This window comes from Shewanella sp. 5S214 (assembly GCF_041439795.1).
Taxonomy (GTDB): domain Bacteria; phylum Pseudomonadota; class Gammaproteobacteria; order Enterobacterales; family Shewanellaceae; genus Shewanella; species Shewanella vesiculosa.
This window is the reverse complement of record NZ_JBGOOV010000021.1, coordinates 1-21,854: the sequence shown is the minus strand read 5'-3', so window position 1 is coordinate 21,854 and position 21,854 is coordinate 1. Positions and strand designations below refer to the sequence as shown.

At 43.8% G+C, this 21,854-nt stretch carries 21 protein-coding genes; all 21 read right to left on the bottom strand.

The genetic code is table 11. The features are described 5' to 3' along the window. Nucleotides 1–17 precede the first annotated feature (17 nt). Nucleotides 18–1,220, bottom strand: a complete 1,203-nt coding sequence (locus tag ACED29_RS14245) for a beta-ketoacyl-[acyl-carrier-protein] synthase family protein (protein WP_371697923.1) — start codon at nucleotides 1,218–1,220, stop codon at nucleotides 18–20. Between the two features lie 51 nt (nucleotides 1,221–1,271). Next, on the bottom strand, nucleotides 1,272–1,892 hold the full coding sequence (locus ACED29_RS14240; RefSeq protein WP_371697922.1) for a DUF3261 domain-containing protein: 621 nt from the start codon (nucleotides 1,890–1,892) through the stop codon (nucleotides 1,272–1,274). Then, a complete protein-coding gene (locus tag ACED29_RS14235) occupies nucleotides 1,882–3,144 on the bottom strand; it encodes an NAD(P)/FAD-dependent oxidoreductase (protein WP_371697921.1) in 1,263 nt (420 codons plus the stop codon). The genes ACED29_RS14240 and ACED29_RS14235 overlap by 11 nt, the downstream gene beginning before the upstream one ends. After that, nucleotides 3,145–5,544 (bottom strand): MMPL family transporter, encoded by a 2,400-nt coding sequence (locus ACED29_RS14230; RefSeq protein WP_371697920.1) that lies wholly within the window; start codon nucleotides 5,542–5,544, stop codon nucleotides 3,145–3,147. It abuts the gene before it with no gap. Continuing rightward, nucleotides 5,544–6,296: an outer membrane lipoprotein carrier protein LolA gene (locus ACED29_RS14225; RefSeq protein ID WP_371697919.1), complete on the bottom strand. Its 753-nt coding sequence runs from the start codon at nucleotides 6,294–6,296 to the stop codon at nucleotides 5,544–5,546. The genes ACED29_RS14230 and ACED29_RS14225 overlap by 1 nt, the downstream gene beginning before the upstream one ends. Beyond that, a complete protein-coding gene (locus ACED29_RS14220) occupies nucleotides 6,296–6,727 on the bottom strand; it encodes a thioesterase family protein (protein WP_124017462.1) in 432 nt (143 codons plus the stop codon). The genes ACED29_RS14225 and ACED29_RS14220 overlap by 1 nt, the downstream gene beginning before the upstream one ends. Further along, nucleotides 6,728–8,290, bottom strand: coding sequence for a histidine ammonia-lyase (gene hutH, locus ACED29_RS14215; protein WP_371697918.1), 1,563 nt, complete (start codon nucleotides 8,288–8,290; stop codon nucleotides 6,728–6,730). It lies immediately after the preceding gene. Nucleotides 8,291–8,293: 3 nt separating this feature from the next. Beyond that, complete coding sequence (locus tag ACED29_RS14210; protein WP_371697917.1) at nucleotides 8,294–10,051, bottom strand: glycosyltransferase; 1,758 nt, start codon at nucleotides 10,049–10,051, stop codon at nucleotides 8,294–8,296. Continuing rightward, nucleotides 10,048–10,437 (bottom strand): thioester dehydrase, encoded by a 390-nt coding sequence (locus ACED29_RS14205; RefSeq protein WP_124017465.1) that lies wholly within the window; start codon nucleotides 10,435–10,437, stop codon nucleotides 10,048–10,050. Before ACED29_RS14205 ends, ACED29_RS14210 begins: the two co-directional genes overlap by 4 nt. Continuing rightward, the gene (locus ACED29_RS14200) at nucleotides 10,430–11,797 is read right to left on the bottom strand and encodes an AMP-binding protein (protein ID WP_124017466.1); all 1,368 of its coding nucleotides are present in this window, start codon (nucleotides 11,795–11,797) and stop codon (nucleotides 10,430–10,432) included. The genes ACED29_RS14205 and ACED29_RS14200 overlap by 8 nt, the downstream gene beginning before the upstream one ends. Next, nucleotides 11,790–12,341: a hypothetical protein gene (locus ACED29_RS14195; RefSeq protein ID WP_124017467.1), complete on the bottom strand. Its 552-nt coding sequence runs from the start codon at nucleotides 12,339–12,341 to the stop codon at nucleotides 11,790–11,792. The genes ACED29_RS14200 and ACED29_RS14195 overlap by 8 nt, the downstream gene beginning before the upstream one ends. Further along, entirely contained in the window at nucleotides 12,341–12,589 is a 249-nt protein-coding gene (locus tag ACED29_RS14190) for an acyl carrier protein (RefSeq protein ID WP_182697739.1), read from the bottom strand. Before ACED29_RS14190 ends, ACED29_RS14195 begins: the two co-directional genes overlap by 1 nt. Nucleotides 12,590–12,597: 8 nt before the next feature. Continuing rightward, a complete protein-coding gene (locus ACED29_RS14185) occupies nucleotides 12,598–12,852 on the bottom strand; it encodes a phosphopantetheine-binding protein (RefSeq protein WP_011635842.1) in 255 nt (84 codons plus the stop codon). A 27-nt stretch (nucleotides 12,853–12,879) separates the two neighbouring features. Further along, nucleotides 12,880–13,731, bottom strand: a complete 852-nt coding sequence (locus tag ACED29_RS14180; protein ID WP_371697916.1) for a lysophospholipid acyltransferase family protein — start codon at nucleotides 13,729–13,731, stop codon at nucleotides 12,880–12,882. After that, nucleotides 13,724–14,485: a beta-ketoacyl synthase chain length factor gene (locus ACED29_RS14175; protein WP_371697915.1), complete on the bottom strand. Its 762-nt coding sequence runs from the start codon at nucleotides 14,483–14,485 to the stop codon at nucleotides 13,724–13,726. The genes ACED29_RS14180 and ACED29_RS14175 overlap by 8 nt, the downstream gene beginning before the upstream one ends. A 238-nt stretch (nucleotides 14,486–14,723) precedes the next feature. Next, a complete protein-coding gene (locus ACED29_RS14170; protein ID WP_182697741.1) occupies nucleotides 14,724–15,605 on the bottom strand; it encodes a DUF3014 domain-containing protein in 882 nt (293 codons plus the stop codon). Nucleotides 15,606–15,874: 269 nt separating this feature from the next. Next, nucleotides 15,875–17,950: an ATP-dependent DNA helicase RecG gene (recG, locus tag ACED29_RS14165; RefSeq protein WP_371697914.1), complete on the bottom strand. Its 2,076-nt coding sequence runs from the start codon at nucleotides 17,948–17,950 to the stop codon at nucleotides 15,875–15,877. A 140-nt stretch (nucleotides 17,951–18,090) separates the two neighbouring features. After that, nucleotides 18,091–18,699, bottom strand: coding sequence for a response regulator transcription factor (locus ACED29_RS14160; protein ID WP_124017473.1), 609 nt, complete (start codon nucleotides 18,697–18,699; stop codon nucleotides 18,091–18,093). Beyond that, nucleotides 18,696–19,790 carry a sensor histidine kinase gene (locus tag ACED29_RS14155; protein ID WP_371697913.1) on the bottom strand — a complete coding sequence of 365 codons (1,095 nt, stop codon included), beginning with the start codon at nucleotides 19,788–19,790 and terminating at the stop codon, nucleotides 18,696–18,698. Before ACED29_RS14155 ends, ACED29_RS14160 begins: the two co-directional genes overlap by 4 nt. Nucleotides 19,791–19,867: 77 nt before the next feature. Further along, nucleotides 19,868–20,548 (bottom strand): tetratricopeptide repeat protein, encoded by a 681-nt coding sequence (locus ACED29_RS14150; protein WP_165870146.1) that lies wholly within the window; start codon nucleotides 20,546–20,548, stop codon nucleotides 19,868–19,870. A gap of 220 nt (nucleotides 20,549–20,768) precedes the next feature. Beyond that, entirely contained in the window at nucleotides 20,769–21,698 is a 930-nt protein-coding gene (locus ACED29_RS14145; RefSeq protein WP_182697746.1) for a calcium/sodium antiporter, read from the bottom strand. Nucleotides 21,699–21,854 lie beyond the last annotated feature (156 nt).

Here is a 21,854-nt window from a genome sequence, read left to right as displayed (position 1 = left end):
TGAGTGTAGACCTGAAACTAGGCATCCTTTCGACAAAAAATCAGGCTGGCATTACTACCGCCAAAGGCAAATGAATTGCTCATAATGAAATTGAGCTCACGGAGCCCAGTATTACTGTGGGCATTAATCAAGGAGATTTGCGGGTCGTTATCATCAAATTGGCCATCCCAAACATGAGGAGGTAGGCGCTTACTATGATTAAGAGGACTTAATAACAAATAGCAAAAGGCTGCTTCAATGGCTCCAGCAGCTCCCAAGGTATGGCCAGTTAGTGGTTTAGTTGAGCTACACAGTGGTGATAAATGGTTAAATACCGCATTTATTGCGCGAGACTCCATGGCATCATTTTTAGGTGTGGCAGTGCCATGCAGATTGACATAATTAATCTGCTGCGGCGAAATATTAGCGGCAGATAGCGCCAATTGCATAGCGGCAATTGCGCCATGTCCTTGGGGGTGTGGCGCTGAAATATGATGTGCATCGGCAGACTCGCCTATGCCCGCCAGCATTACATCGCTTTGGCCGCGTTCTAAAGTGAATAAGGCTGCACCTTCACCAATATTGATCCCATCGCGATGTCGACTGAATGGATTACAATGACCTTTGGATACCGACTCTAATGCAGCAAAGCCATTAACGGTTAGTTGGCATAAACTGTCTACGCCACCCACAATCACCATATCGCATAAATTGGCATTGAGTAATCGTTGGGCACTGGCAAACACTTTGGCGCTTGATGAACACGCTGTAGAGACGGTATAACAAGGGCCTGATAGCGAAAATAACTGCTTAAGATACTCACTAGTACTGCCCAGTTCCTGCTGTGAATAATGGTAGCTTGGCGGGAAATTGCCATGTTCAAGCTTATATTTTAACGCCGCTTCGCCTTTAGAAATACCTGAGGTACTCGTGCCTAACACGACGCCAATCCGATCGGCTCCAAAACGTTGCTTGGCTTGCTCGACGGCTGGGATAAGCTGCTGAGCGGCGATGTTTAATAAACGATTATTCCGACAAGCAAACAGGCTTAAATGATCGGCGATAGCGATTAAACGTTTATCATCAACGCAACCGACTAATGTGGGCGCATTGAACAGCAAATTATCGCGCCATTGCATGGCACTGACATCACCATTAATGAGACGTGGCAACACTTCTTCAGGCGAGTTGCCCAGAGGTGTACACAATCCAATGTGAGTTATTGCAATGCGACTATTCATATTTGCTTATATGGCCTATTTATCACTGTCTGTTTATTGGTGGCACACTGATTATTCAATCGGGTTAATTTGCAGGTGAATATCAGCTGCATCGATGTCGACATTCACTTGTGCCAACCAAGGATCAATATTGTTGTACGTTAATGTTATTGATGCGCCATTATCATCGACCAGTTGCTTACATAGTGCCATATCACAGGATATTGTTATCAAGTTTCCACCACTCAATTGTTGATTAACTTGCTCTGTTGGCCAGTAAATTAACTGCATTATTGCCATCAAGTATTCTGCTTTAAACTGTTCACCCAATAACAAACTTTGCTCACTTTGCAGAGTTTGCCCATCGTACACTAGAGTGAATAACGCTTGCCCAAGCGGGGCTAATCCCACTAATGTCATCCGTTGTGAATTAACGTCAAGCTGGGTTAATAACTCATGGCTATCTTGGCCACGGGTAAAGTTAACCATTTGAGTTAAATTAATGTCTTGATGCTGAGCATCAGTTAATACCGACGAGGTTGGATTTAAGCAATATTGTGCTTCACTCGTTAGAGGGACACAAGTTTGTCTGGCTATTTGCTGGCTACAAGCGGTTAAAAAGCTTAGCAGAAACAGGGCCACAACACGGCGTGATAACACATCAATAAAATGCCCAAATAAGTTAAGCAACATTGGGCTCCCGACATAACTCGACAATGGTATTGAGGCGGCGTTCAGACTCTTTTACAAATGGGTTATTCATGTCCCAAGCATAGCCGGCTAAGATTGAGCAAATCATTTGTTTAATGGTGTTGTTAGCTTGTTGATAGAAAATGACATCTTGAAATCGACCATCATACCAAGCTTGGACATAAGTTCTAAAGGTATTGACCCCTTGCATTAATGGCTCTGAGTATTGGCTATCCCAATCAATTTTTTGGCCATTAAGTTGCTTATGTAAACATGCTACAGCCATAGACGCAGATTGCATTGCAATCGTTACCCCTGATGAAAATACCGGATCAAGAAACTCGCCTGCATTACCCAGTAAAGCAAACTTGTTGGTTGCTAAAGTGGTGACGTTGGCTGAATAACCTTTTAGGGTGGCACAGGGCTGAACGATATTAGCCTTAGTCAGCAAGCGTTGCAGTACCGGTTCTTCATTGATGATAGCTAACAACTGTTGTTCAAGACTACCGGATAAATGTTGGAGTAAATGCGGCTCAGCGACCACCCCAATTGAACACCGATTATTGCTAAAAGGGATTAACCAGTACCAAATATCCTTATGCTTGGGGTGCACGCTAATGAGGATCTTATTGCGATCAAAACTAGGATCGCTGATGTTGTCTTCAATATGGGTAAAAATAGCACTTCGTGGGGGTAAAGTTGACGATTGTTCTAGGTTTAACAATCGTGGTAATACTCGACCAAAGCCACTGGCATCAAGCACAAATTTAGCATTCAGCTGATACTGTGATCCTTGCTCGTTGGTTACCGTTAAGCGAGGATCGTGAGTTAAATCAATTGCATCGACTTGATGCCCAAATCGAACCTCAACCCCTTGGCTTATTGCTGTATCAGCTAAGAGTTTATCAAAATCAGCCCGCTGAACTTGAAAGGTGGTACCCGGGCCTGGAGTAAACTTATCGGTAAAGTCGAAGGTGGTATAGCGACCTTGGTGGCTAAATGCTGCGCCGTTTTTAAACTGAAACCCAGCATTATTAACGGCTTCGAGCATGCCGGCTTGTTCAATAAATTGCATGCAACAGGGGAGTAAGCTTTCGCCAATTGAAAAACGCGGAAAATGTTGTTTTTCAATCACCACAACGCGATGGCCCTGCTGGCGTAACAAGCTTGCGGCTATAGCACCTGAAGGGCCGGCGCCAATGATGGCTACATCAACATCCATGTTGCTGATTTTATGTGTCTGATGGCTTAACATTTACACTGTTTTCCTTGTGATAAATGAAATAAATGGTGCGAGTAAAAAGGAAAAACTGATCCCAAATAATAATGTAAGACCAAAAAAGTGAATCGCATGAGTTTGACTCAGCGCCAGCAAACCAAAAGCCAATAGTGTTGAACAGGCTGACATAAAGATAGCCATCATGACTCCGCGACTGGTGTGTTTGGCTTCGGCGAAAAAGAGACTGTAATCGATACCAATTCCCAGCACTAAAATAAGCGCTAAGGCGTGAAACAAGCTAATGCTTGAGCCAACTAAGCCTAAACACGCCAGGGTGAGCAGTACTGATAATGCGGGTACCGAAACAATGGCTAATGCCAGTTTAATGCCGTATTTAATACTGAAGAGTAGGCAGGCCAAAGCAAATACCCACACTAGTAACTGCAATGTTAGTTGACGATATTGGCCCATTAAAGCCGATATATCACCGACTTTATCAATTAACTGCACTTGCCCCAAAGACCAATCGTGGCGAGTCAGTCGTTGCTCAATAGAGGTTAATGAGTGAATGCCACCTAACAATACAATTGCGCCATATTGCTGGGTTTGGTCTGTGGTCGATACAGCACCAAGCCATAAGGCACGTAAGTCATCATTGGCTAGGGCTAACACCTCTTTTGGGGTTAGATATTTTGATTTTGCATGATCAAGTTGTCTCAGCAGGCTGGCATTTATGTTGTCATCTAGGCCCATGTTGCTAATGATTTCGTGCAAATGTTGCTGATAAAGTTGTTGTTGTAACTCATAATTGTGGCGTTGACTGGCAATGCTGGGCATAAAGCGGCTTAGGCTAATGGCTTGGTCTAACTCGCCATCGCTAATGGCTTGATTAAGCACAGGTGTCAGTTGTTCTAAGGTTTGCAATAAACCTTGTTCATTGTTACTGCTGACTAAAATAAATTGGTTGTCTGTGCCGCCGCTAAGTAGTTGTCTAAGCTGGTTTTCTTCTGTGGTGATGGCTGCAGGACTTTGCTGTAATTGGCGAATATCATCATTAGAGTCTGCTTTGGATAAGCCAAAAAATAATATAGCGGTTAAACACAGCAGCAGTGCCGCTATGGTGGTTTTTTGCCACCATTGCGGCGCAGTAAAAATGCGTTTTAATAACGTTAGATAACCTTGGGCTAGGGTTAATCCAGGTGTTGGTTTAAGCGCATGGTTGCCCAATAATGGGAACACCAGTAGTAGGGTTAGGTACGCACCTATTAAGCCAGCGGCGCAAAATACTGCCACCTGTTGCATCCCAGGAAACGGGGTAAAACCAATAGCGATAAAGGCACTGGCACTGGTAGCAAGAGCGAGAGTGAGCGCCGGAAAAATACGCCTTAAGGTGTCACTGGCGTTGTCATTGGGGTGAGCCTGTTTTTCACAGTAAAAGTGAAAGCTGTAATCAATCGCTACGCCAATTAAGCTGGTGCCAAATACCAATGTCAGTAAATGCAGCTCGCCAAAAAGGCTTAAGGTGGCGACTAGCGCAAACACCACACCGCTCGTTAAGGTAAGTAGTGCCGCGAATAATGGCATCACCGATCGAAATGCCAACCAGACCAATAAGATAATCCCCAACATGGAAATTAAGCCAATGCGGCTGATCTCTTGTTTGGCTGACTCGGTGGCAGCAATGGCATGAAATAACGCCCCCGCCTTAAGAAAGCTCACTTGGGAATATTGCTGGTTAATGTGACTCAACGCAGATTCCAATGCTTGAATTTGCTGTTGCTGAGCGTTGGGGCTAAAGGCGCTGTCACGGCCTTTGGCCATCACTATCGCCGCCACACCGTCGGCAGTATCTGTGAGTAAAATACCCTGTTGGCTGCGCAGCGCATTATTGGGCGATAACGCCAGTAAGTTGGCTGGAAACATCAGTAATGGATCATTGCTGAGCAGTTGGCTGTTGGCAAAACCAAATGTGCTATAAAGTTGGCTTTGGGCTGCGTTAAGCAGTTGGCGCCAATTATCGGTTTCAATGGCCTGCGCTTGCTCTGGTGTCAGTAGGCCAAAGCGATGTTCGAAGTAGACTTTAGCTAAGTGTTGTAGATTATCATCTGCGTCGCTGCGAACGGCAGTAAAGGGCGATTGATTTGATTGATTGAGCGATGTCATCAGCTGCTTGGCTGCGCCGATAGCTTGGGTTTCGTTTGGGGCAATTACCGCAATATACACTTGATTAGCCAGTTGCTGTTCTACCTTGTTTAAGGCTTTCTCGGTAAGCTTATCTTGTTGTAGGTGCGGCAACATGGCCAAAATATCAGTCTGAATATGTGCACCTTGCTGCCATTGCACAAAGCCTGTGACTATCATTGCTAGCAGCAATACTCCCCATAAGGCAAAACGCCCAATGGGAGATAACACTGCATTAAGCGATAATCGAAGCATTATTGATTGGACTCACTGCCAAGGCTAAAAAGCTCGAGTTCAGTTGTGCTGAGCGGCCCTTGCTGGGCATCAAGAAATTGAATTTGAGTATAATCGCTGATATCGGCCTGGCTGCTGGTGATGATTAATGAGCGTAATAGAGTATCGCCACTGAGCGTGATATTGCCCATGGATGCGCGTAGTTGTGGGTCTTTAGCTTGCAAGCCGAGTTGCCATGGCGTGCCTGCGTTGTAATTAGCGGGCATAAATAAGGTGAAATCCGCACTTAAAGCAGCAATATTACCCGCCATAATTGCTTGCAGTAACCGCGGTACTTGCTGTGCGATTGGACTACCACTGGCCATAGCATTAAGTTGTTGCACCTTGCCTTGGCTGTTTTGCTGAATTAACTGCTGATCTTTTAGCACCATCAAGGTGCTAAATGGTCGCAGCTGCTGCCATACTAACCCTTGCGTCGGACTAAAAATAAATTGTCCCTGGCTGAGCAAGGGCTTTTTTAGCACCTGTAAGTGACGCTGCTGAATAAACTGCCCTCTGGTATCAAGTTGTAAATTCAGTTGTTGCGCTAGCGCACTGAGGGCCTTTGTGGTGGCGGGTTGAGTATACAACGCCTGAACATCTGCCAGTTGTGCTTGAGTCAGTGGTTTATTACTGCTTGCTAGTGAATGTTCATTGGCGGAAATACTGCCAAGAGGCAAACAGAGGCAGATCACTATCCAAACCTGAGTAAACATGCCTTTGCGAGAATTCATTAAGCTTGGCTCACATCAAGTAATCGACGAATTTTTTCCTGAAATACTTCAGGGGTGACAAAGCATAATTCTTCGGTCGTAATATCTACCGCAGCTTGAATGGTATAGCCTTTCGTTATCCGCGCATTGGTTTGGGCATCAACAATTTGGTAGTTAATGCGTAAACGATTTTCCCATTCAACAATGGCGGCGATCACTTTGATTTTTTGATCAAAAGTGCTGCTTTTAACATACTTTACTTGCACATCGACAATCGGCCATGCATAACCCGATTGTTGCATAGTACGGTAGTTATAACCGAGTTTATCCAGCAATAAGCAGCGCACAACTTCGAAGTAACGTAAATAATTACCATGCCAAGTGATGCCCATCGAATCAACATCGTGAAACGGGATCACCATGTCCATTTCGGTCAGTAATAAACCTTTCATTTAGCACACCTCCCACAGACCCAATTGAATCTTTTCCACTGTTTGGCGCAATACCGTCTCTAAAGGACGGTCTTCGGTTAGCAGTTCAAAATCTTCGCTTACTTGGGCTAAGGTCGTTGCAAGAGAGGGGGTTAATGAACTCGCATCGAGTTCTTGCTGCATAATACGCAGTTGAATACCTTGGCTCATGGCTAACAATGCCGCGGCAGCGACTTGTTCTGTGAGCTGTAAAATACGCATACAATCACGTGCAGCTATGGTGCCCATGCTCACTTTGTCTTGGTTGTGACATTCTGTTGAACGTGAAAACACGCTGGCTGGCATAGTGTTTTTTAATGCTTCAGCAGTCCATGCTGATACGCCAATTTGCACGGCTTTAAAACCGTGATTAATTGCACGGCGATCACCTTCTGCAGCAGATAAATTAGCCGGTAAGCCATTGTTAAATTTAGGGTCCATCACTAAGGCCATTTGGCGATCGATTAAGTCGGCGATATTGGCTACGGCATTTTTCATCGCATCCATGGCAAAGGCAATATGGCCACCATAAAAATGGCCACCATGGAGAATATGTTCACCTTCGGCATCAACAATCGGATTATCGTTAGCGCTGTTAAGTTCGGTTTCAATAAACTGACGCATAAAGGGTAGAGCATCTTGCAATACGCCGATGATGTGCGGTGCACAGCGGATAGAATAACGGTCTTGTAGGCGGTCTGAATTTCGGGGATGCACATGATGATTTAAGTCCTCACGGATCCAACTGGCAATCTGGTTTTGACCTGGGTGAGGCTTGGCGGCAAATAAAATTTCATCAAAATGGTTTGCGTTACCTTTGAGCGTTAACGATGCCATGGCGGTTATCCGGCTTGATAGGCGGGTTAAATATTGCGATCTGTCATAGGCTAAACAAGCAAGTGCCGTCATAACCGCAGTACCATTCATTAATGCGAGACCTTCTTTAGGGCGCAAGGTTAATGGCATCATGCCAAATTGTAGATAAACATCTTTAGTCGCTTGGCGTTTACCTTGGTAAATCACTTCACGTTCGCCAACTAATACCGCAGCAAGATAAGATAATGGGGTTAAATCGCCACTGGCGCCGACCGAGCCCTCTTGGGGGATCACCGGAGTAATATCATTGTTTAAGAGCCACTCGATGCGTTGTAGCAGTAAATAACTTACACCTGATTTGCCCACAGCCAGTGAGTTTAAGCGGCAAGCCATAATCGCGCGGGCTTGCATCGGGCTAAATACATCGCCTAAGCCACAGCCATGGAAGCGGGTTAAGTGCAGCGGTAATTCGTGGACTAAATCTAAGCTAACATTAACTGTACACGAGTCGCCGTAACCCGTTGTCACGCCATAAACCACACCTTCTTCATGGAGTACGCTGTCAATAAAGCGTGCACCTTTTTGAATATATTCAACATAGTCAGCAGTATCTGTCAGTTTGACCGCAGCGCCTTTGGCTATAGCCACCACTTGCTCAATACTAAGATAGCGTTGGCCTAAATGCACTGTGCTGTCGGCGGTTGATGACATTGAAGATGAATGGCTCATGAATTATCTATCCTGACTGGGTAAATGGGTTGCGCTTGAGGGAGAGTGCTGAGTATTACGCCATACCAGCTCGTCTTTGCGCCAAAAATCGAAAAAGTTAAACCATTGCATCGGAGCGAGTTGGGCAAAATGCGCTAAGCGTTGGCTGTATTGGCTCATGGCGTCGGTTAAGCGTTCAATTCGACCTGTACGTGGACCTTTTAAGCTGTCGCTTAGATGTTCAACATGTACTTGATAACGGCCATGCTGACGAATACAAAATAAGGTGTAAACCGGGCAGTCGAGTAAGCTTGCTAAAATAAATGGCCCTTGTGGAAACGCTGCATCTTGGCCTAAAAACGGTAAATAGGTTACACGGCCTTGGCTGCTCGACGAGGTGCGGTCAGCGGCAATTACCACAATTTCACCTTGGTCGATTTTTTGCTGCAGTAACATGGCAGTACTCGGATCGAGCTCGTTAACATGGATTAAATTTAGGCTACTTTGTGGATTAAGCTGCTGTAGAACCTTATTAAAATTTTCCGCATTTTGGGTTAGCACCATCACATTCACTTTAACATTTTGCTGGTGGACAGAGATAGCGCGGCACAGTTCCATATTACCTAAATGCGACACAATTAATACGGCGCCCCTGCCAGTAGCCGCTTGATCTGCGAGTATTTTACGGTCGTCAAAGTCGACTTGGTCTAGATTTATCCGGTTACACCAAGCGTCAATTCTATCGAGGGCGGCATTACCAAAGGCAAAAAAATGTTTGAGGCTATCGCGCCAATTGACCTCGCGACTGAGATGAGGGTGATTGGGTTGTTGCTGTTGCACTCGGCGTAAAAAGTCTAATGATGCGAGTCGAGATGTTGAGCCAGTGAGAAAAAAATAACAAATTACTGGATACATAACCGCTCGGCACAACCAATGCCCGCCCAAACGATAGCATTGGGCTAACAGCTTAATCCCCCAAAAACTGCCTCGCTCGGTCATTGTGGACCAATGTTTTGGTGACTGAACTTGAGTTTGGGGCGACTCTTTTTGCTGCAAAAACCGTGTGCTAATAATACGTGGTCGACGCGCTAACATGCCAAAAAATAACTTGGTGTGCATCCAGCTGATGCGCACATTATCCTGAACGCCTTGAAAGTGACTGATGCCATCTTCAGGATAGATGACTTTGGTTGGCACCTGCACGACGGCAGTGCCTTGCCAGTAAAGCTTGACCATGATCTCAATATCAAAGTCCATCCGTTCGCCTAACGCGTGCTGGCTAAATAATTGCTCAGTCGCAGCGAGTGGGTAGATCCGAAAGCCACACATAGAATCTTGAATATCAAAACTTAAGGTTTCAACCCACACCCAAAAATGAGTGATATAACGCCCGTATAAACGCCCTTTAGGCACAGACTCATCATAAATTGGTTGGCCAGATATTAATGCTTGTGGGTGCTGCTCACTGGTCGATATCATTAACGGAATGTCGTCTAAATTATGCTGACCATCAGCATCGACCTGTAATACATGACTAAAACCATCACGATAAGCTTGGCGCAGCCCGCTAGTCACTGCGGCTCCTTTACCACGATTAAACGGATGACTAATAAGTGTTACCCAGGCAAATTTTTCCACCATGGCGTGTAATAGGTAACGAGTTTCATCTTGGCTGCCATCATCAACCAAATAACATTGCAGGTTGAATTTTGCCAACTGTGCGAGGGTTTTCTCTATGGCGATATGATGATTGTAATTAGGAATAACCAAGGCGAGCTTCATGAGTCACTCTCAATATTGGTTGCAGCATTAACCCATGCGGGTTTGATAACAATGCGCCCAGAAGCAAAGCGTTTATCTTGATCGCGGTAACTAAAAATCAGTTTTGCTTTTTGCGCTTGGTGTTCAATCACCAAATCAACATAGGTGTCGGGTAATATGAGTTGCTGAAACTTAAGTACTTCTAATGTGGCAACCGTAGCGGAATAGCCAAATGCCTCGCAACCCAATTTGACCGCCCAATCGACTAGAGTTATCCCAGGTAATACAGCTTGCTCTGGGAAATGGCCCTTAAAAAAGGCTAAATCTGCACTAATAAATAAGCGCCAATGATAGCTATTATTATCGCCTTCATGGCTAATGATATGAGGTAATTCGGACTTAATCATGACTAAATAAGGCTACAATTTCTGATTGGGTACGCTTGCCTTGGCTATTGAGCGGCAAGTTTTCTGGATAGCGCCAGCGTCTTGGTAACGTGATGCGCTCAAACTGACTCAACAAATGGCTTTTTAATGCATTATTAACTGCCAATTTGCCTTCGTCCTTTAGGGTTTGCAAGCCTAACTCGCTTAAACATATTGCAGCACCTAACATGGTCCGCGGCTGTTCTAATACCGTGACCGCAGCTTCGCGCACAAAAGGATGCGTTTGCAGTAAATGCTCAACTTGGGCTAATGACAAACGTTTTTCTTCAATTTTTACAATGCGGTCAAGTCGGTGTAATAAACGGAACTGACCATCATTTACCAGTTCAATTTTATCATCGCATTTTAACCATTGAGTCGGGTCGTCTAAATAGACTGACTGCAACATTAATGCTCCGTCTTGTGGCGCGATATCAATATTGACTTGGTTAAAGGCTTGCCATGGCTGCTGAGGTTGCAGCTGGCGGCGATAGGCAATACCGCCAGTTTCAGTACTGCCAAATATTTCAATCGGTAATTGATTAAAACAGTGCTTAACCGCCTGGGCTGCCTCAAAGTTTAACGGGCCACCCGAGCTAAAAATTAAGCTAGGAATACGTTGTTGCCTTTGGTTTTCAAGTGCATCAGGTAAGCGAGTCAATTGAGCAGGACTACTGATTAAACATAAATTTGGCATAATAGCCAAGTAGTAGCTTAAGGTTTCTGGATAGTCGATTTGTTCGCTTAAGAATGCGCGGCTCGCAGCCAAAGGCCAGAGAATTTTAAATAATAAGCCGTAGATATGTTGATGCGAAACCGTTGAAACGACTGAGCAATGAGGTAAATGTTCGGCGAAGGTGTGTTCAAGAATGCTGACTTCAGCATCCAGTTGTTGCAAGGTTTTCTTAACCGCTTTCGGTTGACCGCTACTGCCTGAGGTGAATAAGATTAATTCCCCCAAGGTTTCTGTTTTCGGCCAAGGTGCAGCGGGTAAACTTAATTCTTTTTTTAGCGCAATGTACTCACGCACCTCACATAGAGGCCTGTCGGCAATAATGGCATCAAATTCATGATTAAGTTGGCTCAAGGTGCCACCTTGGGTGTTGGCAGGTAATATCACTTGTTTACCCGCCAACAATGCCGCGCATAAACCTGCGGCAAATACGTCACTGTGCTTGGCGGCAAGCAACCAACGCTTCGCTGTACTTTGGCTCAGTTGCGCATGCAGATGAGCAACTTGGGCACAAAATAATGATCCCGTCATGATGTCATGATGATCAAAGCTTATCAGCTGCTGAGAGGCCGGCCCTGTTGCTAACCAATTGAGTAAAAGTTTATTCATGTTTTTTCAACCAAAAACGACGGTAAATCCATTCTCCACTGAGCAGCATACCCATAAGCAGATAAGCTATCAGTCCGTTGTAAAGTGTCCATATTTCAATACTGGTTGCTATGGCCGTATAGGCAGCCACGGCACCATTAATAATAAATAACCCACACCAGAGTATGGTAATAGTGCGTAAGTAAGTAATCGCGGAGTCTGGCAAGTCAGGCTCTTTTAAGCGCGCTAAACGTTCAATCATGCTTGGGCCATTAATCAGTGAATAACCAAATAGTCCCAACATACTCATATTTATCACCACTGGATAGAACAATAACCAGTCGTGACGCTGAGCAATAAAACTGGCTGCAGTTAATCCTATACCAATCAATATTGGCAGCGTCATGGATTTTACTTGCTGTTTATTGATAATAAATCGCATTATTAACGATAAGCATAGTAATAAGGCGATTGTGCCCGGTGGTAAATATTGCAATCCAAAGTACACAGCTAAAGGATAAGTGATAATAACCAAAGTTGTGATAATCAGTAGGACTAAGCGCATTAGCTTTTAATTAAACCTTCAATGGCATTGACGATATCATCGACGCTTCGCACTGCTTTAAAGGCTTCAGGCTGAATTTTTTTGCCGGTCTGCTGCTGCAATTTAATCACCAAGTCAACGGCATCAATACTGTCTAAATCCAGATCTTCGTACAAAGTGGCTTCGAGGGTGATATCTGCCGCATTTATTTCAAAGTCTTCAACTAAAATAGCGCTAAGCATTTCGAGTATTTGTTCACGATTTTGCATGCTAGCTCCTAAACACGTTGAGATTCAATAAAGCTAGCTAAGCTAGCAACACTGAAAAAGTGTGCTTTAGTTGCATCTGAATTGGCTTCAATTTTGACATCAAACTCTTTCTTAATCGCCAAGCCCAACTCTAGCGCATCGATTGAGTCTAACCCCAGACCGTCACCAAATAAGGCCGCGTCAGTTTCGATATCATCGACAGTGACATCTTCTAAATCTAAGCAATCAATGATCAGTTGTTTTATTTGGTTGTGTAAGTTCATTATTTGTCTTTCTTATCAGTATGGCTATCAATTGAACTTGATAGGTTGTTTAAGTGTATCAATGTAAAACTGCTGCAAGTCGCGCGTCAGCTGCCGAGCCATTTTGGCTTCATTACCCTGTTGAGCATCATACCGCAGGTATGGGATGCTTGTGCCAATTTCTACTGACATATTGATGGTTTGTCGCGGTATTTGGTACCAAGGTTGTTGTTTGGTTAAGCCGGCAACATCGGTTCTTAATACTACAGGTAAAATATCTGTTTGGGTGCGAAGCGCAATATTGGCGGCGCCACGAGCAAATGAGTTAACGATATTACCAGTTAATGTTCGGGTACCTTCTGGAAAAATAATTAAGTTAGTATCACGATTTAATACCTGCAAGCAGTCGTGCAGGAGCCAATTGACTTCGCGATTGGGAATATACCCTACACTGGCGAGTACGCCGCGAAAGAATGGATTACGCCATAAACCTTGTTTGACAATACAGCCCGCATTAGGCATCAAGCTAATTAATACCACCACATCCACTAATGTGGGGTGATTAGCGATAACAATTTTCCTTTTAGCGTGTTGCAGTGCTTCGATATTCTTAGTACTCACAGCAATCACCCCAGCAAAACTAAGCATGGCGACAAATATTCTAAACATCCAGCTGACTAATCGTTGCACTCTTGCAACTCGCATTTCTGGTTTAGTGGGCCAAAGTTGTAATAGAGGTAAAATAGTTAATGAACACAATAGGCCACCTAAACCAAAGGTAATATAACAGCCAACTCCAGCTAACCAGCGAGGAATATATCGCACTCCGCTGAGTTTCGGTGCGGGTGTTTTTGTTGACTCAATAGCATCAGCATGTGGCATCTTGTGTTGATCAGTCATGGTGTTCAAGCGACCAATACCAATGGCACAATTTACCTTGAATATTTTTTGCGCTAACAATATGGTGGATTAACTCGCTTAAACTTATATTTTTTTGTCCCTGTGGATTAGCGACATCCAGTGGATAATCAGACAAGCTCAGTGTTGTCCGTTGAGGCGCCTGTTTTTCAGCGTGGCAACCTATGTGATCTTTTGGTGCAAGATACAATCCCAAGGCGAGGGGCAGTTCGACTTCGTGAGTAAATTCGCTGTATATCGGTGGCACAGGATCGTCACCAAAAATGACTAATAAGGGCTCTGGAGATTGTGCTAATTGGGCATAGGCTTCAATAAGTGCTTGAGAAAGGGTTTGTTCACCAGCAGCAATGGATGTAGAGGCTGTAGTGTTATTATTTACAATGCCAAAAATACCACTGGCAGTATTATGCACTGACTGACTAAAAGCCATTGGCGATAAAGCTTGCTGCTGGGTAATGTCATTAAGTAAGCCTAATGTTCTCGTGAGCTCGCCATGACGAGATGAGAAAATGCTCCGACAATGCTCTTCTGGCTGGCATTGGTGAGCTGCTGTTAGCATCATTTTAGTTAAACGACTAAAACGACGACGTTGCATGGCCGGAATGTGCTTTAAAGCTGGCGAGTCGGGCTTAGGCGTCAAGTTGCCATTTGGCTGTTGCCATTGTAGCCAACTTTCTGTGGTTTGAAAGTTTGGTGACCATGCCCCCCATGATAGAAGCTCAAATACTAACTGCATGACTTTCCCTCTATAACTGCCAAGCTATCCTTATTTAACAGTCAATAATCATTTAAATAATAAAGATTAGTTAACCTTAGCGATTGTACACTGAAGTTAATGTAGATAAGAAGTCATGCAAACTAAAAAGCCTAATAGTGGAGGGGATTAGCTAAGGTGATGGCTCAATAAAAAACGCGACATATGTCGCGTTCATTTTTGATAGCTTAATCTGCTAGGGTTACTCGTCGATATAAGCTTATTTGTTTGGAAAACTTTGTTGTAGCTTTTTGACCGCAGCTTTAATTTTACGAGTATTGTCAGGTCCCATACGGATCAACAGTTTTTGTGCACTGGGCAACGCTTCAAGGTTAGGATCAACGTATTTATAGTTCACACTGATTGATGAAAGCTCAATAGGGTCTTCAATAATCGGGGCGCTAGCAACCATGCTAAAAGCTTGCTGCATACGCTTATCAAAATCAATATCACTGTAACCGAGTTCAGTAAACGCTTCAGCAAAGAGTGGTTTTAATTCAATGTAAGTAGCGACTAAATCTTTATCGTTCAAGCCTTCGATGAAATTCGCATACAAATCATATCGATGATATCCATCTGGATTAAGATAGGTTTTATTGGTTATCTCGCTCACAGTAAATTGGGTATCAGGGCCTTTTAACGGGCTTGCTTTATGCACGATATCACCTTGGGCTAGGTTATCAACAAACACCACAAATTGGCGAGCAATGTCCTTTTTCAAGATCATCGGCGCAATTTTCATACCGTTGGCAATGGCTAATGTTTTTGCTTCAACAAAATCATCAGATTCAGCTAATACTGGCAGAGGCTCTGCCACTGCAGCAGACGATTCAGATTCTCCAGCGGGAACCATATCATCAACAGTGCTAACGTTTTGCGGTTCTTCAATCGGCGCTTGTTCTATTGGCACCTCTGGTACTGATTCTGGCAGTTCAACTGGCGTCATGACAACCGGTTCTAATTCTTCGGTATCATCACTCGTAAAATAGAAGTAACTGCTGGCGCCTAATAGCGCGATAACGGCTATAGCGATTAATAGCATGTTAGAGCCAGTTTTTTCCGTGGCTTGTGGGGTAATTCTATCTTCTTCATTAACTTGCATTTCAATTCCTTGGCGTTATAGCTAATCGATACAAAGATCTAGATGGAGTCGAAAAATTCTGCATGATACTAATTACATTCAATAACTAAACAGTTGCGGAGGACTGATTTCAAATCGCTTACACTGCGTTAAAGCTTTCGCTTTGCTTGCAGTAAGGTGATCTCCGCTAGCTGACTAGATAACAAACACAATTTATATACCATTTTGCAATATTCGGCCCACTTGTCTAGTGATAACTGATGATAATGAACAATATATTATGATCTATATTACGCTTGGACATATTGTTGTCTATCACCGATCCAGCGATGAATGATAGCATCTACGTTTTGTGGCACTTGCTGGTAAACATGAGATGCTAATTTTTGAGTTGGTGCAATTAAGTGTTGATCACGAATCAGATCAGCAATTTTAAGATCTGCCAAACCGGTTTGTTTGGTGCCAAGCACTTCGCCTGGACCTCTAATTTCTAAGTCTTTTTGAGCAATAACAAAACCATCATTACTGTCTCTGAGTACGCCTAAACGTTTGGTGGCCGTTTGTGATAACGGGGCTTTGTAAAGTAATACACAATGGCTAGCTACAGCCCCACGGCCGACTCGACCTCTTAATTGGTGTAACTGCGCTAGGCCTAAGCGTTCAGGGTTTTCGATAATCATTAAACTGGCATTAGGCACATCAACGCCAACTTCTATGACGGTGGTGGCGACGAGTAAGTTCAATTCACCTGCTTTAAATTGCGCCATGATATGTTGTTTTTCAGCGCTTTTCATTCTTCCATGGATCAAGCCTATTTTCAGTTCTGGTAACGCTATGGCGAGTTCTGTGGCAGTGTCTTCAGCCGCTTGGCATTCAAGTACTTCAGACTCTTCAATTAAGGTACAGACCCAATAAGCTTGGCGATTATCGTTTAATGCTGCTTGTTTTACACGTTCAATCACTTGTTCTCGGCGACTGTCGGCAAGGGCTACTGTGGTTACGGGAGTTCGTCCTGGAGGCAGTTCATCAATGGTCGAGGTATCAAGATCGGCATAAGCGGTCATGGCTAAGGTACGCGGAATTGGCGTAGCAGTCATTATGAGCTGGTGTGGATGGAAGCCTTGGCTGACACCTTTTTCTCGCAAGTCTAGGCGTTGATGCACACCAAAACGATGCTGCTCATCAATAATAATCAGCGCCAGTTTGTTAAACACCACCGCTTGTTGAAATATCGCATGAGTTCCAATAACCATTTGTGCAGCGCCAGAAGCGATATCTTCAAGTGATTGAACCCTAGCTTTGCCTTTTAATTTACCCGCCAGCCAGCCGACTTTTAGCCCAAGTGGTTCGAACCATGCTGCAAAGTTGCTGGCATGTTGTTCGGCGAGTAATTCAGTCGGTGCCATCATGGCCACTTGGTAACCGTTTTCAATTGCCTGTAATGCCGCCAGTGCCGCCACCAAGGTTTTACCTGAACCCACGTCGCCTTGAACTAAACGCATCATCGGCGTTGGATGTTGAATATCTTGGCTGATTTCGGTGACAACCCGTTGTTGAGCTCCAGTGGGTTTAAAAGGCAGTTGCGCTAGAAAAGGCGTTAGTAACTGGCCTGTTGCTGGCATTGGCACCGCGGCATCTTGGTTACTGCGTTGGCGTAGTTGCAACATGCTCAGATTATGTGCCAGCAGTTCTTCTTGGATTAATCTTTGTTGGGCAGGATGCTGACCTTGTTCTAATTCAAAAGGTGATACTGAGCTATGGGGGCGATGCAAAATATGCAATGCATCACGCAGGCTAATATTGTTTGGCTGTAATGCACTGGGCAGCAACTCAGATAATCCACCTTGGTCCAACATCGCCAAGGCTTGTTGTGTTAATTTTATCCAACTGGCTTGTTTTACCCCTTCAGTCGTCGGGTAAATCGGCGTTAGGGTGTCGCTTAATGTGACAGATTCACCAGGATGAATAATTTGATATTCGGGGTGAACAATTTCTTTATGATGATTGCCACGGCGTATTTCACCGTAAGCCCGAATGCTGGCGCCATTTTCCATGGCATTACGTTGCGCCATAGAGAAATTAAAAAATCGCAGGCTCATCATTCCGCTGTGGTCACGGACATTACACACTAACATGCGCCGCCGACCTTGCATGATTTGAGTCGACTGAATTTCTGCTTCTATGGTGCCATAACTGCCAGGAGGTAATGCGGCAATAGCATGGATTTGCGTACGGTCTTCATAACGCAGCGGTAAATGAAACAGCACATCTTGTACTGTTTTAATACCTAACTTAGCCAGTTTTTCCGCAACCTTTTTAGCAACGCCTTTAAGGTCGGTGATCGGAACAAGATCCAGTCGTAGCAAATTGTGCTCACCTAAATTGATTACCAAAGATGTAAAAATTATAGTGATTTCAAGCTATCAATCTCAAATCACTGTAATTATATACAGATGTTTAAGGTATCTTAGCAGACTTTGCATACAAGGCAATATTAAGCCACTAATTACAACCAACCCTTTTGCTTGGCAATTCTGGCGGCATCAATTCGGTTACTGGCATTGAGTTTATTAATGGCTTCTGACAAATAGTTTCGTACTGTACCTTCTGCAATAAACAACTGACTGGCAATATCGCTGGTTGATAAGCCTTCGCTTGCCAGACGCAGTGCGCGCCTTTCTTTGTCGTTGAGAGGATCTATTTCACCAATAGCGGTGAAAGCCAATTCTGGATCGATGACTCGTTTACCCGCCATGACTTGTTTAATCGCGTTAATTAAGTCATCAGAAGGTGCATCTTTTAATAAAAAGCCCCCGACACCGTATTCTAATGCTCGTTTGATATAACCCGCTCGGCCAAAGGTGGTCAGAATAATCACTTTGGTCTGACTGCGTTGCTGTTGCAACCATAGGCTCAGTTCTAAACCTGATTTCCCAGGCATTTCAATGTCGGTAAGTAGCAGGTCAAACGAATCGGTTTTAAGTTGTTGCATCGCTTTATCGCCATCTTCGACTTCGACAATCTCTATTGCATTTAAGCTATCACATCCTAATGTGAGTAACGCGGCGAGAGCGCCTCTTACCATGGCTTGATCTTCGGCTAATAGAATTTTCATCTAACGGACTCACTTAGTGGCAATTGAATACTCACTTTATAATGGGGAATTAATTGATAGTCGATGGTGCCATGTAGCAAGGTTACTCGCTCTTGAATACCGGTTAATCCGTTGCCTTTAGTGATGGTTTTAACCGGTACATTCTCGATAAAGTTGATTTTGAGGCAATTTGGGCTTTGTTCAATACGCAGGGTGCAATGTGTTGCGTGGCTGTGTTTTATGGTGTTATTAATCAACTCAGTTAACAGCAAGCTGATTTGCGATTCAATGAGTTCACTGAGTTTAGGGAATGTTCCTTCTATGCTGACAGCAATAGCGTTATCTCTTAACGTATTGGCTAAGGTGTTTAAGGTATGCGTCAAGCCTTGATGTTTATAGCCCGATACCGTGTGGCGAATTTGGCTTAAACAGTCTCGAGTTATCACGCTCACTTGATGAATTTGCTGCTGCGCTAAGTCGATTTTACCTGAGGCGATGAGTTTGTCTGCCAGTTCAGCTTTTAAGGCGATGGCGGCTAAGTGGTGCCCCATCACATCATGTAAATCGCGGCCAATACGTTCGCGTTCTAATGCGGTAGCTAAATTGGCGACTTCATCTTTTGATTGTTGTTGCTGGCGTTTGATGCGTTGGCGGTTTTGTTCAATTATCCCAAACACTCCCACCCCTAAGCAAATTCCCATACCATAAAAAGTAAAGAAGTAGCCTGTGTAATCCATGCTAATATCGATCACTAAAAGCAAAATACTCAGTCCGATAAAACTCAATATGGCAGTACGAAGTGAGTAGAAAAAACCAATAAAGAAACAGCAAAAACTGAACAGTGATATGGCGCCACTGCTAACAAATGATGAGGCTATTGCTGTGACAAACATTAACCCAATAGGTTTGAGGGCTCGCTTTTTGCTACTGTTATAAGCCCAGAAATAACCGATAATAAATGGCACTAATAATAAGATTGCGATCGTAATGTTTAACCATTGACCGTGCATGAAATACAATGGAATAAAGTAAAAACCTAAGTTTATGAGGTAAACCCAAGCGGTTTTTTGCTCATAACTCTTTTCGTTGGGTATTGTTAAACCGAGTGTCATAGTGCCTCCTAGCGCAGTTAATCATAGAGTAACTGCGCGCTAACTCAAACCTATGCGAGTAATAATAAACTGGTCGATTACTGCTTTACTGTTTGTTGGTTTAACAGATATCTTGCCCAACCATACTGAGGGTCAACTTCAATGGCGGTTTGCCAATCTTGTAAAGCACCGTTTAAGTCGCCTTGTTCTTGTTTAGCGAGTCCGCGCCAAGTATATGCTTCTGCATGTCCCCAACAGATTTCATTACAAGGCTGCTCAAATTGACTAATTGCTTGGGTTGCTAATGTTTGCGACTTGTCGAGTCCGCCACCAAATACGCTAGGGGTATAAAATGCATTAATTGCTCGCACTAAACTGACGCGCGGATTGTTAGGTTCCAGATCGTTTGCTTGTTGAAGTAATTGTGCCGTTTTCATTCCTAATACAGCACCTTTGCTATTATCAAACGAGATTTGCATTCCGTATACCGCAGCAAGTAGCGCTTGTGGGTCTGCAGATGGGTCTTGGTCTAAAAGAGACTCTAGTGTTTGCTGAGCATCGTTTAATGAATCTGTAGCGAGTTGACGTTGACCCATTATGTTGGCAGTAATGGCTAGACGATAATCAGCATAGGCTTTTTCATAATCAATAGCCTGTTCACTGTATTGGCTGAGTTCATTGATGTTCATGGTGTTGGCAGCAGCATCAATATCGCTAATATTAGCAAAGCTAGCTTGGCTGACTAAGGTTAAGCTGGTGATCAGTAGTAAGGTTTTCATGGTTATCTCCATTTACGTTTCCCCCAATCAAGATGTTGTTGGGATAGGTGTAGTATGGCGATAGGCTGGGGTTATTCTTAGACACAAAGGTCATCAATTGAAGATGACAAATGTCATGTATTGTCAGGATCTCGTATTAAATATGAGTATAGGCTTACAAAGTGTTATGAAAAGACCGAATGAATATTCGGCCTTTAGTATGAGTAATATTGTCGATAATTTAAACCACTTGCATCACTAAATAACTGGTGTAGCCAAGGTAACCAGCTAATAGCACTCCACCTTCACGACGACCAATACGTAAACCGCTCCAAGCAAACGGCAATACCATAAACGCAAAAATCAGCATAGCGATAAAATCAACTTCGTTAAATCCGGCAGCGGATACTGGGTGAATTAATGCTGTCGCGCCTAAAATACCGAGTACGTTGAAAATATTAGAGCCAACAACGTTACCGATGGCAATGTCACTTTGACCTTTAAGAGCCGCCATCACCGAGGTAACGAGTTCTGGCATACTGGTGCCAATAGCCACAATAGTTAAGCCAATGATGACTTCACTAATGCCAAACTGCTTGGCTAAATCAACAGCACCATCCACAAATAATATGCCACCACCGACTAACATTGCGATTCCAGCAATAATTAATGCGATTGATAATCCTGGGTGTTGTGGATTGGTATTAACATCAACATCTTCTGGATTATTTTTGGCGCTGACATAACTAAAGACTAAATAACTAACAAGTGCACCAAATAAGATGGCTCCGTCGATAAAGCTGACTTCACCATCAAGCAGCAAAAACCACATTAGTACTGACGCGCAAATCATAATAGGAATATCGCGCTTAACCATTTGAGATTGCACGGTAATAGGGCGAATAAGGGCGGTGATGGCTAAAATTAAACCGACATTAACAATGTTGGAACCGACAACATTACCTAAGGCAATCCCAGGATTACCTGCTAATGCCGATTTTACACTCACCGCTAATTCAGGGGCGCTAGTGCCAAATGCCACAATGGTTAAGCCTATAATGAGCGGCGCAATACCTAAACGCAGCGCTACGGCACTGGCTCCGCGCACAAGAGCTTCTGCGCCAAAGGTTAAAATGATAAAACCGCCGATAATATATAACGCAATGAACATGAGTCTCTGCCTAATTAATGGGTATGCAACGCTATGTAAACTCTGCATAGTTGATGGCGCGTATATTGACAGAATATGTCAAAAAAATACACGCATATTGCGTAATGCCGATCAGTTAAGCGGTAAAACGAGAAAATTTAACTGATCGGTTGACCG

Coding starts and splice junctions, on each gene's coding strand:
- ACED29_RS14220 (WP_124017462.1), bottom strand. CDS start 6,727: ATGAAAGGTTTATTACTGACCGAAATGGACATGGTGATCCCGTTTCAC.
- ACED29_RS14210 (WP_371697917.1), bottom strand. CDS start 10,051: ATGAAGCTCGCCTTGGTTATTCCTAATTACAATCATCATATCGCCATA.
- ACED29_RS14175 (WP_371697915.1), bottom strand. CDS start 14,485: ATGCAGTTAGTATTTGAGCTTCTATCATGGGGGGCATGGTCACCAAAC.
- ACED29_RS14150 (WP_165870146.1), bottom strand. CDS start 20,548: ATGAAAACCTTACTACTGATCACCAGCTTAACCTTAGTCAGCCAAGCT.
- ACED29_RS14230 (WP_371697920.1), bottom strand. CDS start 5,544: ATGCTTCGATTATCGCTTAATGCAGTGTTATCTCCCATTGGGCGTTTT.
- ACED29_RS14180 (WP_371697916.1), bottom strand. CDS start 13,731: ATGACTGATCAACACAAGATGCCACATGCTGATGCTATTGAGTCAACA.
- ACED29_RS14225 (WP_371697919.1), bottom strand. CDS start 6,296: ATGAATTCTCGCAAAGGCATGTTTACTCAGGTTTGGATAGTGATCTGC.
- ACED29_RS14235 (WP_371697921.1), bottom strand. CDS start 3,144: ATGTTAAGCCATCAGACACATAAAATCAGCAACATGGATGTTGATGTA.
- ACED29_RS14185 (WP_011635842.1), bottom strand. CDS start 12,852: ATGAACTTACACAACCAAATAAAACAACTGATCATTGATTGCTTAGAT.
- ACED29_RS14205 (WP_124017465.1), bottom strand. CDS start 10,437: ATGATTAAGTCCGAATTACCTCATATCATTAGCCATGAAGGCGATAAT.
- ACED29_RS14245 (WP_371697923.1), bottom strand. CDS start 1,220: ATGAATAGTCGCATTGCAATAACTCACATTGGATTGTGTACACCTCTG.
- ACED29_RS14200 (WP_124017466.1), bottom strand. CDS start 11,797: ATGAATAAACTTTTACTCAATTGGTTAGCAACAGGGCCGGCCTCTCAG.
- hutH (WP_371697918.1), bottom strand. CDS start 8,290: ATGAGCCATTCATCTTCAATGTCATCAACCGCCGACAGCACAGTGCAT.
- ACED29_RS14160 (WP_124017473.1), bottom strand. CDS start 18,699: ATGAAAATTCTATTAGCCGAAGATCAAGCCATGGTAAGAGGCGCTCTC.
- ACED29_RS14155 (WP_371697913.1), bottom strand. CDS start 19,790: ATGACACTCGGTTTAACAATACCCAACGAAAAGAGTTATGAGCAAAAA.
- ACED29_RS14190 (WP_182697739.1), bottom strand. CDS start 12,589: ATGCAAAATCGTGAACAAATACTCGAAATGCTTAGCGCTATTTTAGTT.
- ACED29_RS14195 (WP_124017467.1), bottom strand. CDS start 12,341: ATGCGCTTAGTCCTACTGATTATCACAACTTTGGTTATTATCACTTAT.
- ACED29_RS14170 (WP_182697741.1), bottom strand. CDS start 15,605: ATGCAAGTTAATGAAGAAGATAGAATTACCCCACAAGCCACGGAAAAA.
- ACED29_RS14240 (WP_371697922.1), bottom strand. CDS start 1,892: ATGTTGCTTAACTTATTTGGGCATTTTATTGATGTGTTATCACGCCGT.
- ACED29_RS14145 (WP_182697746.1), bottom strand. CDS start 21,698: ATGTTCATTGCGTTATATATTATCGGCGGTTTTATCATTTTAACCTTT.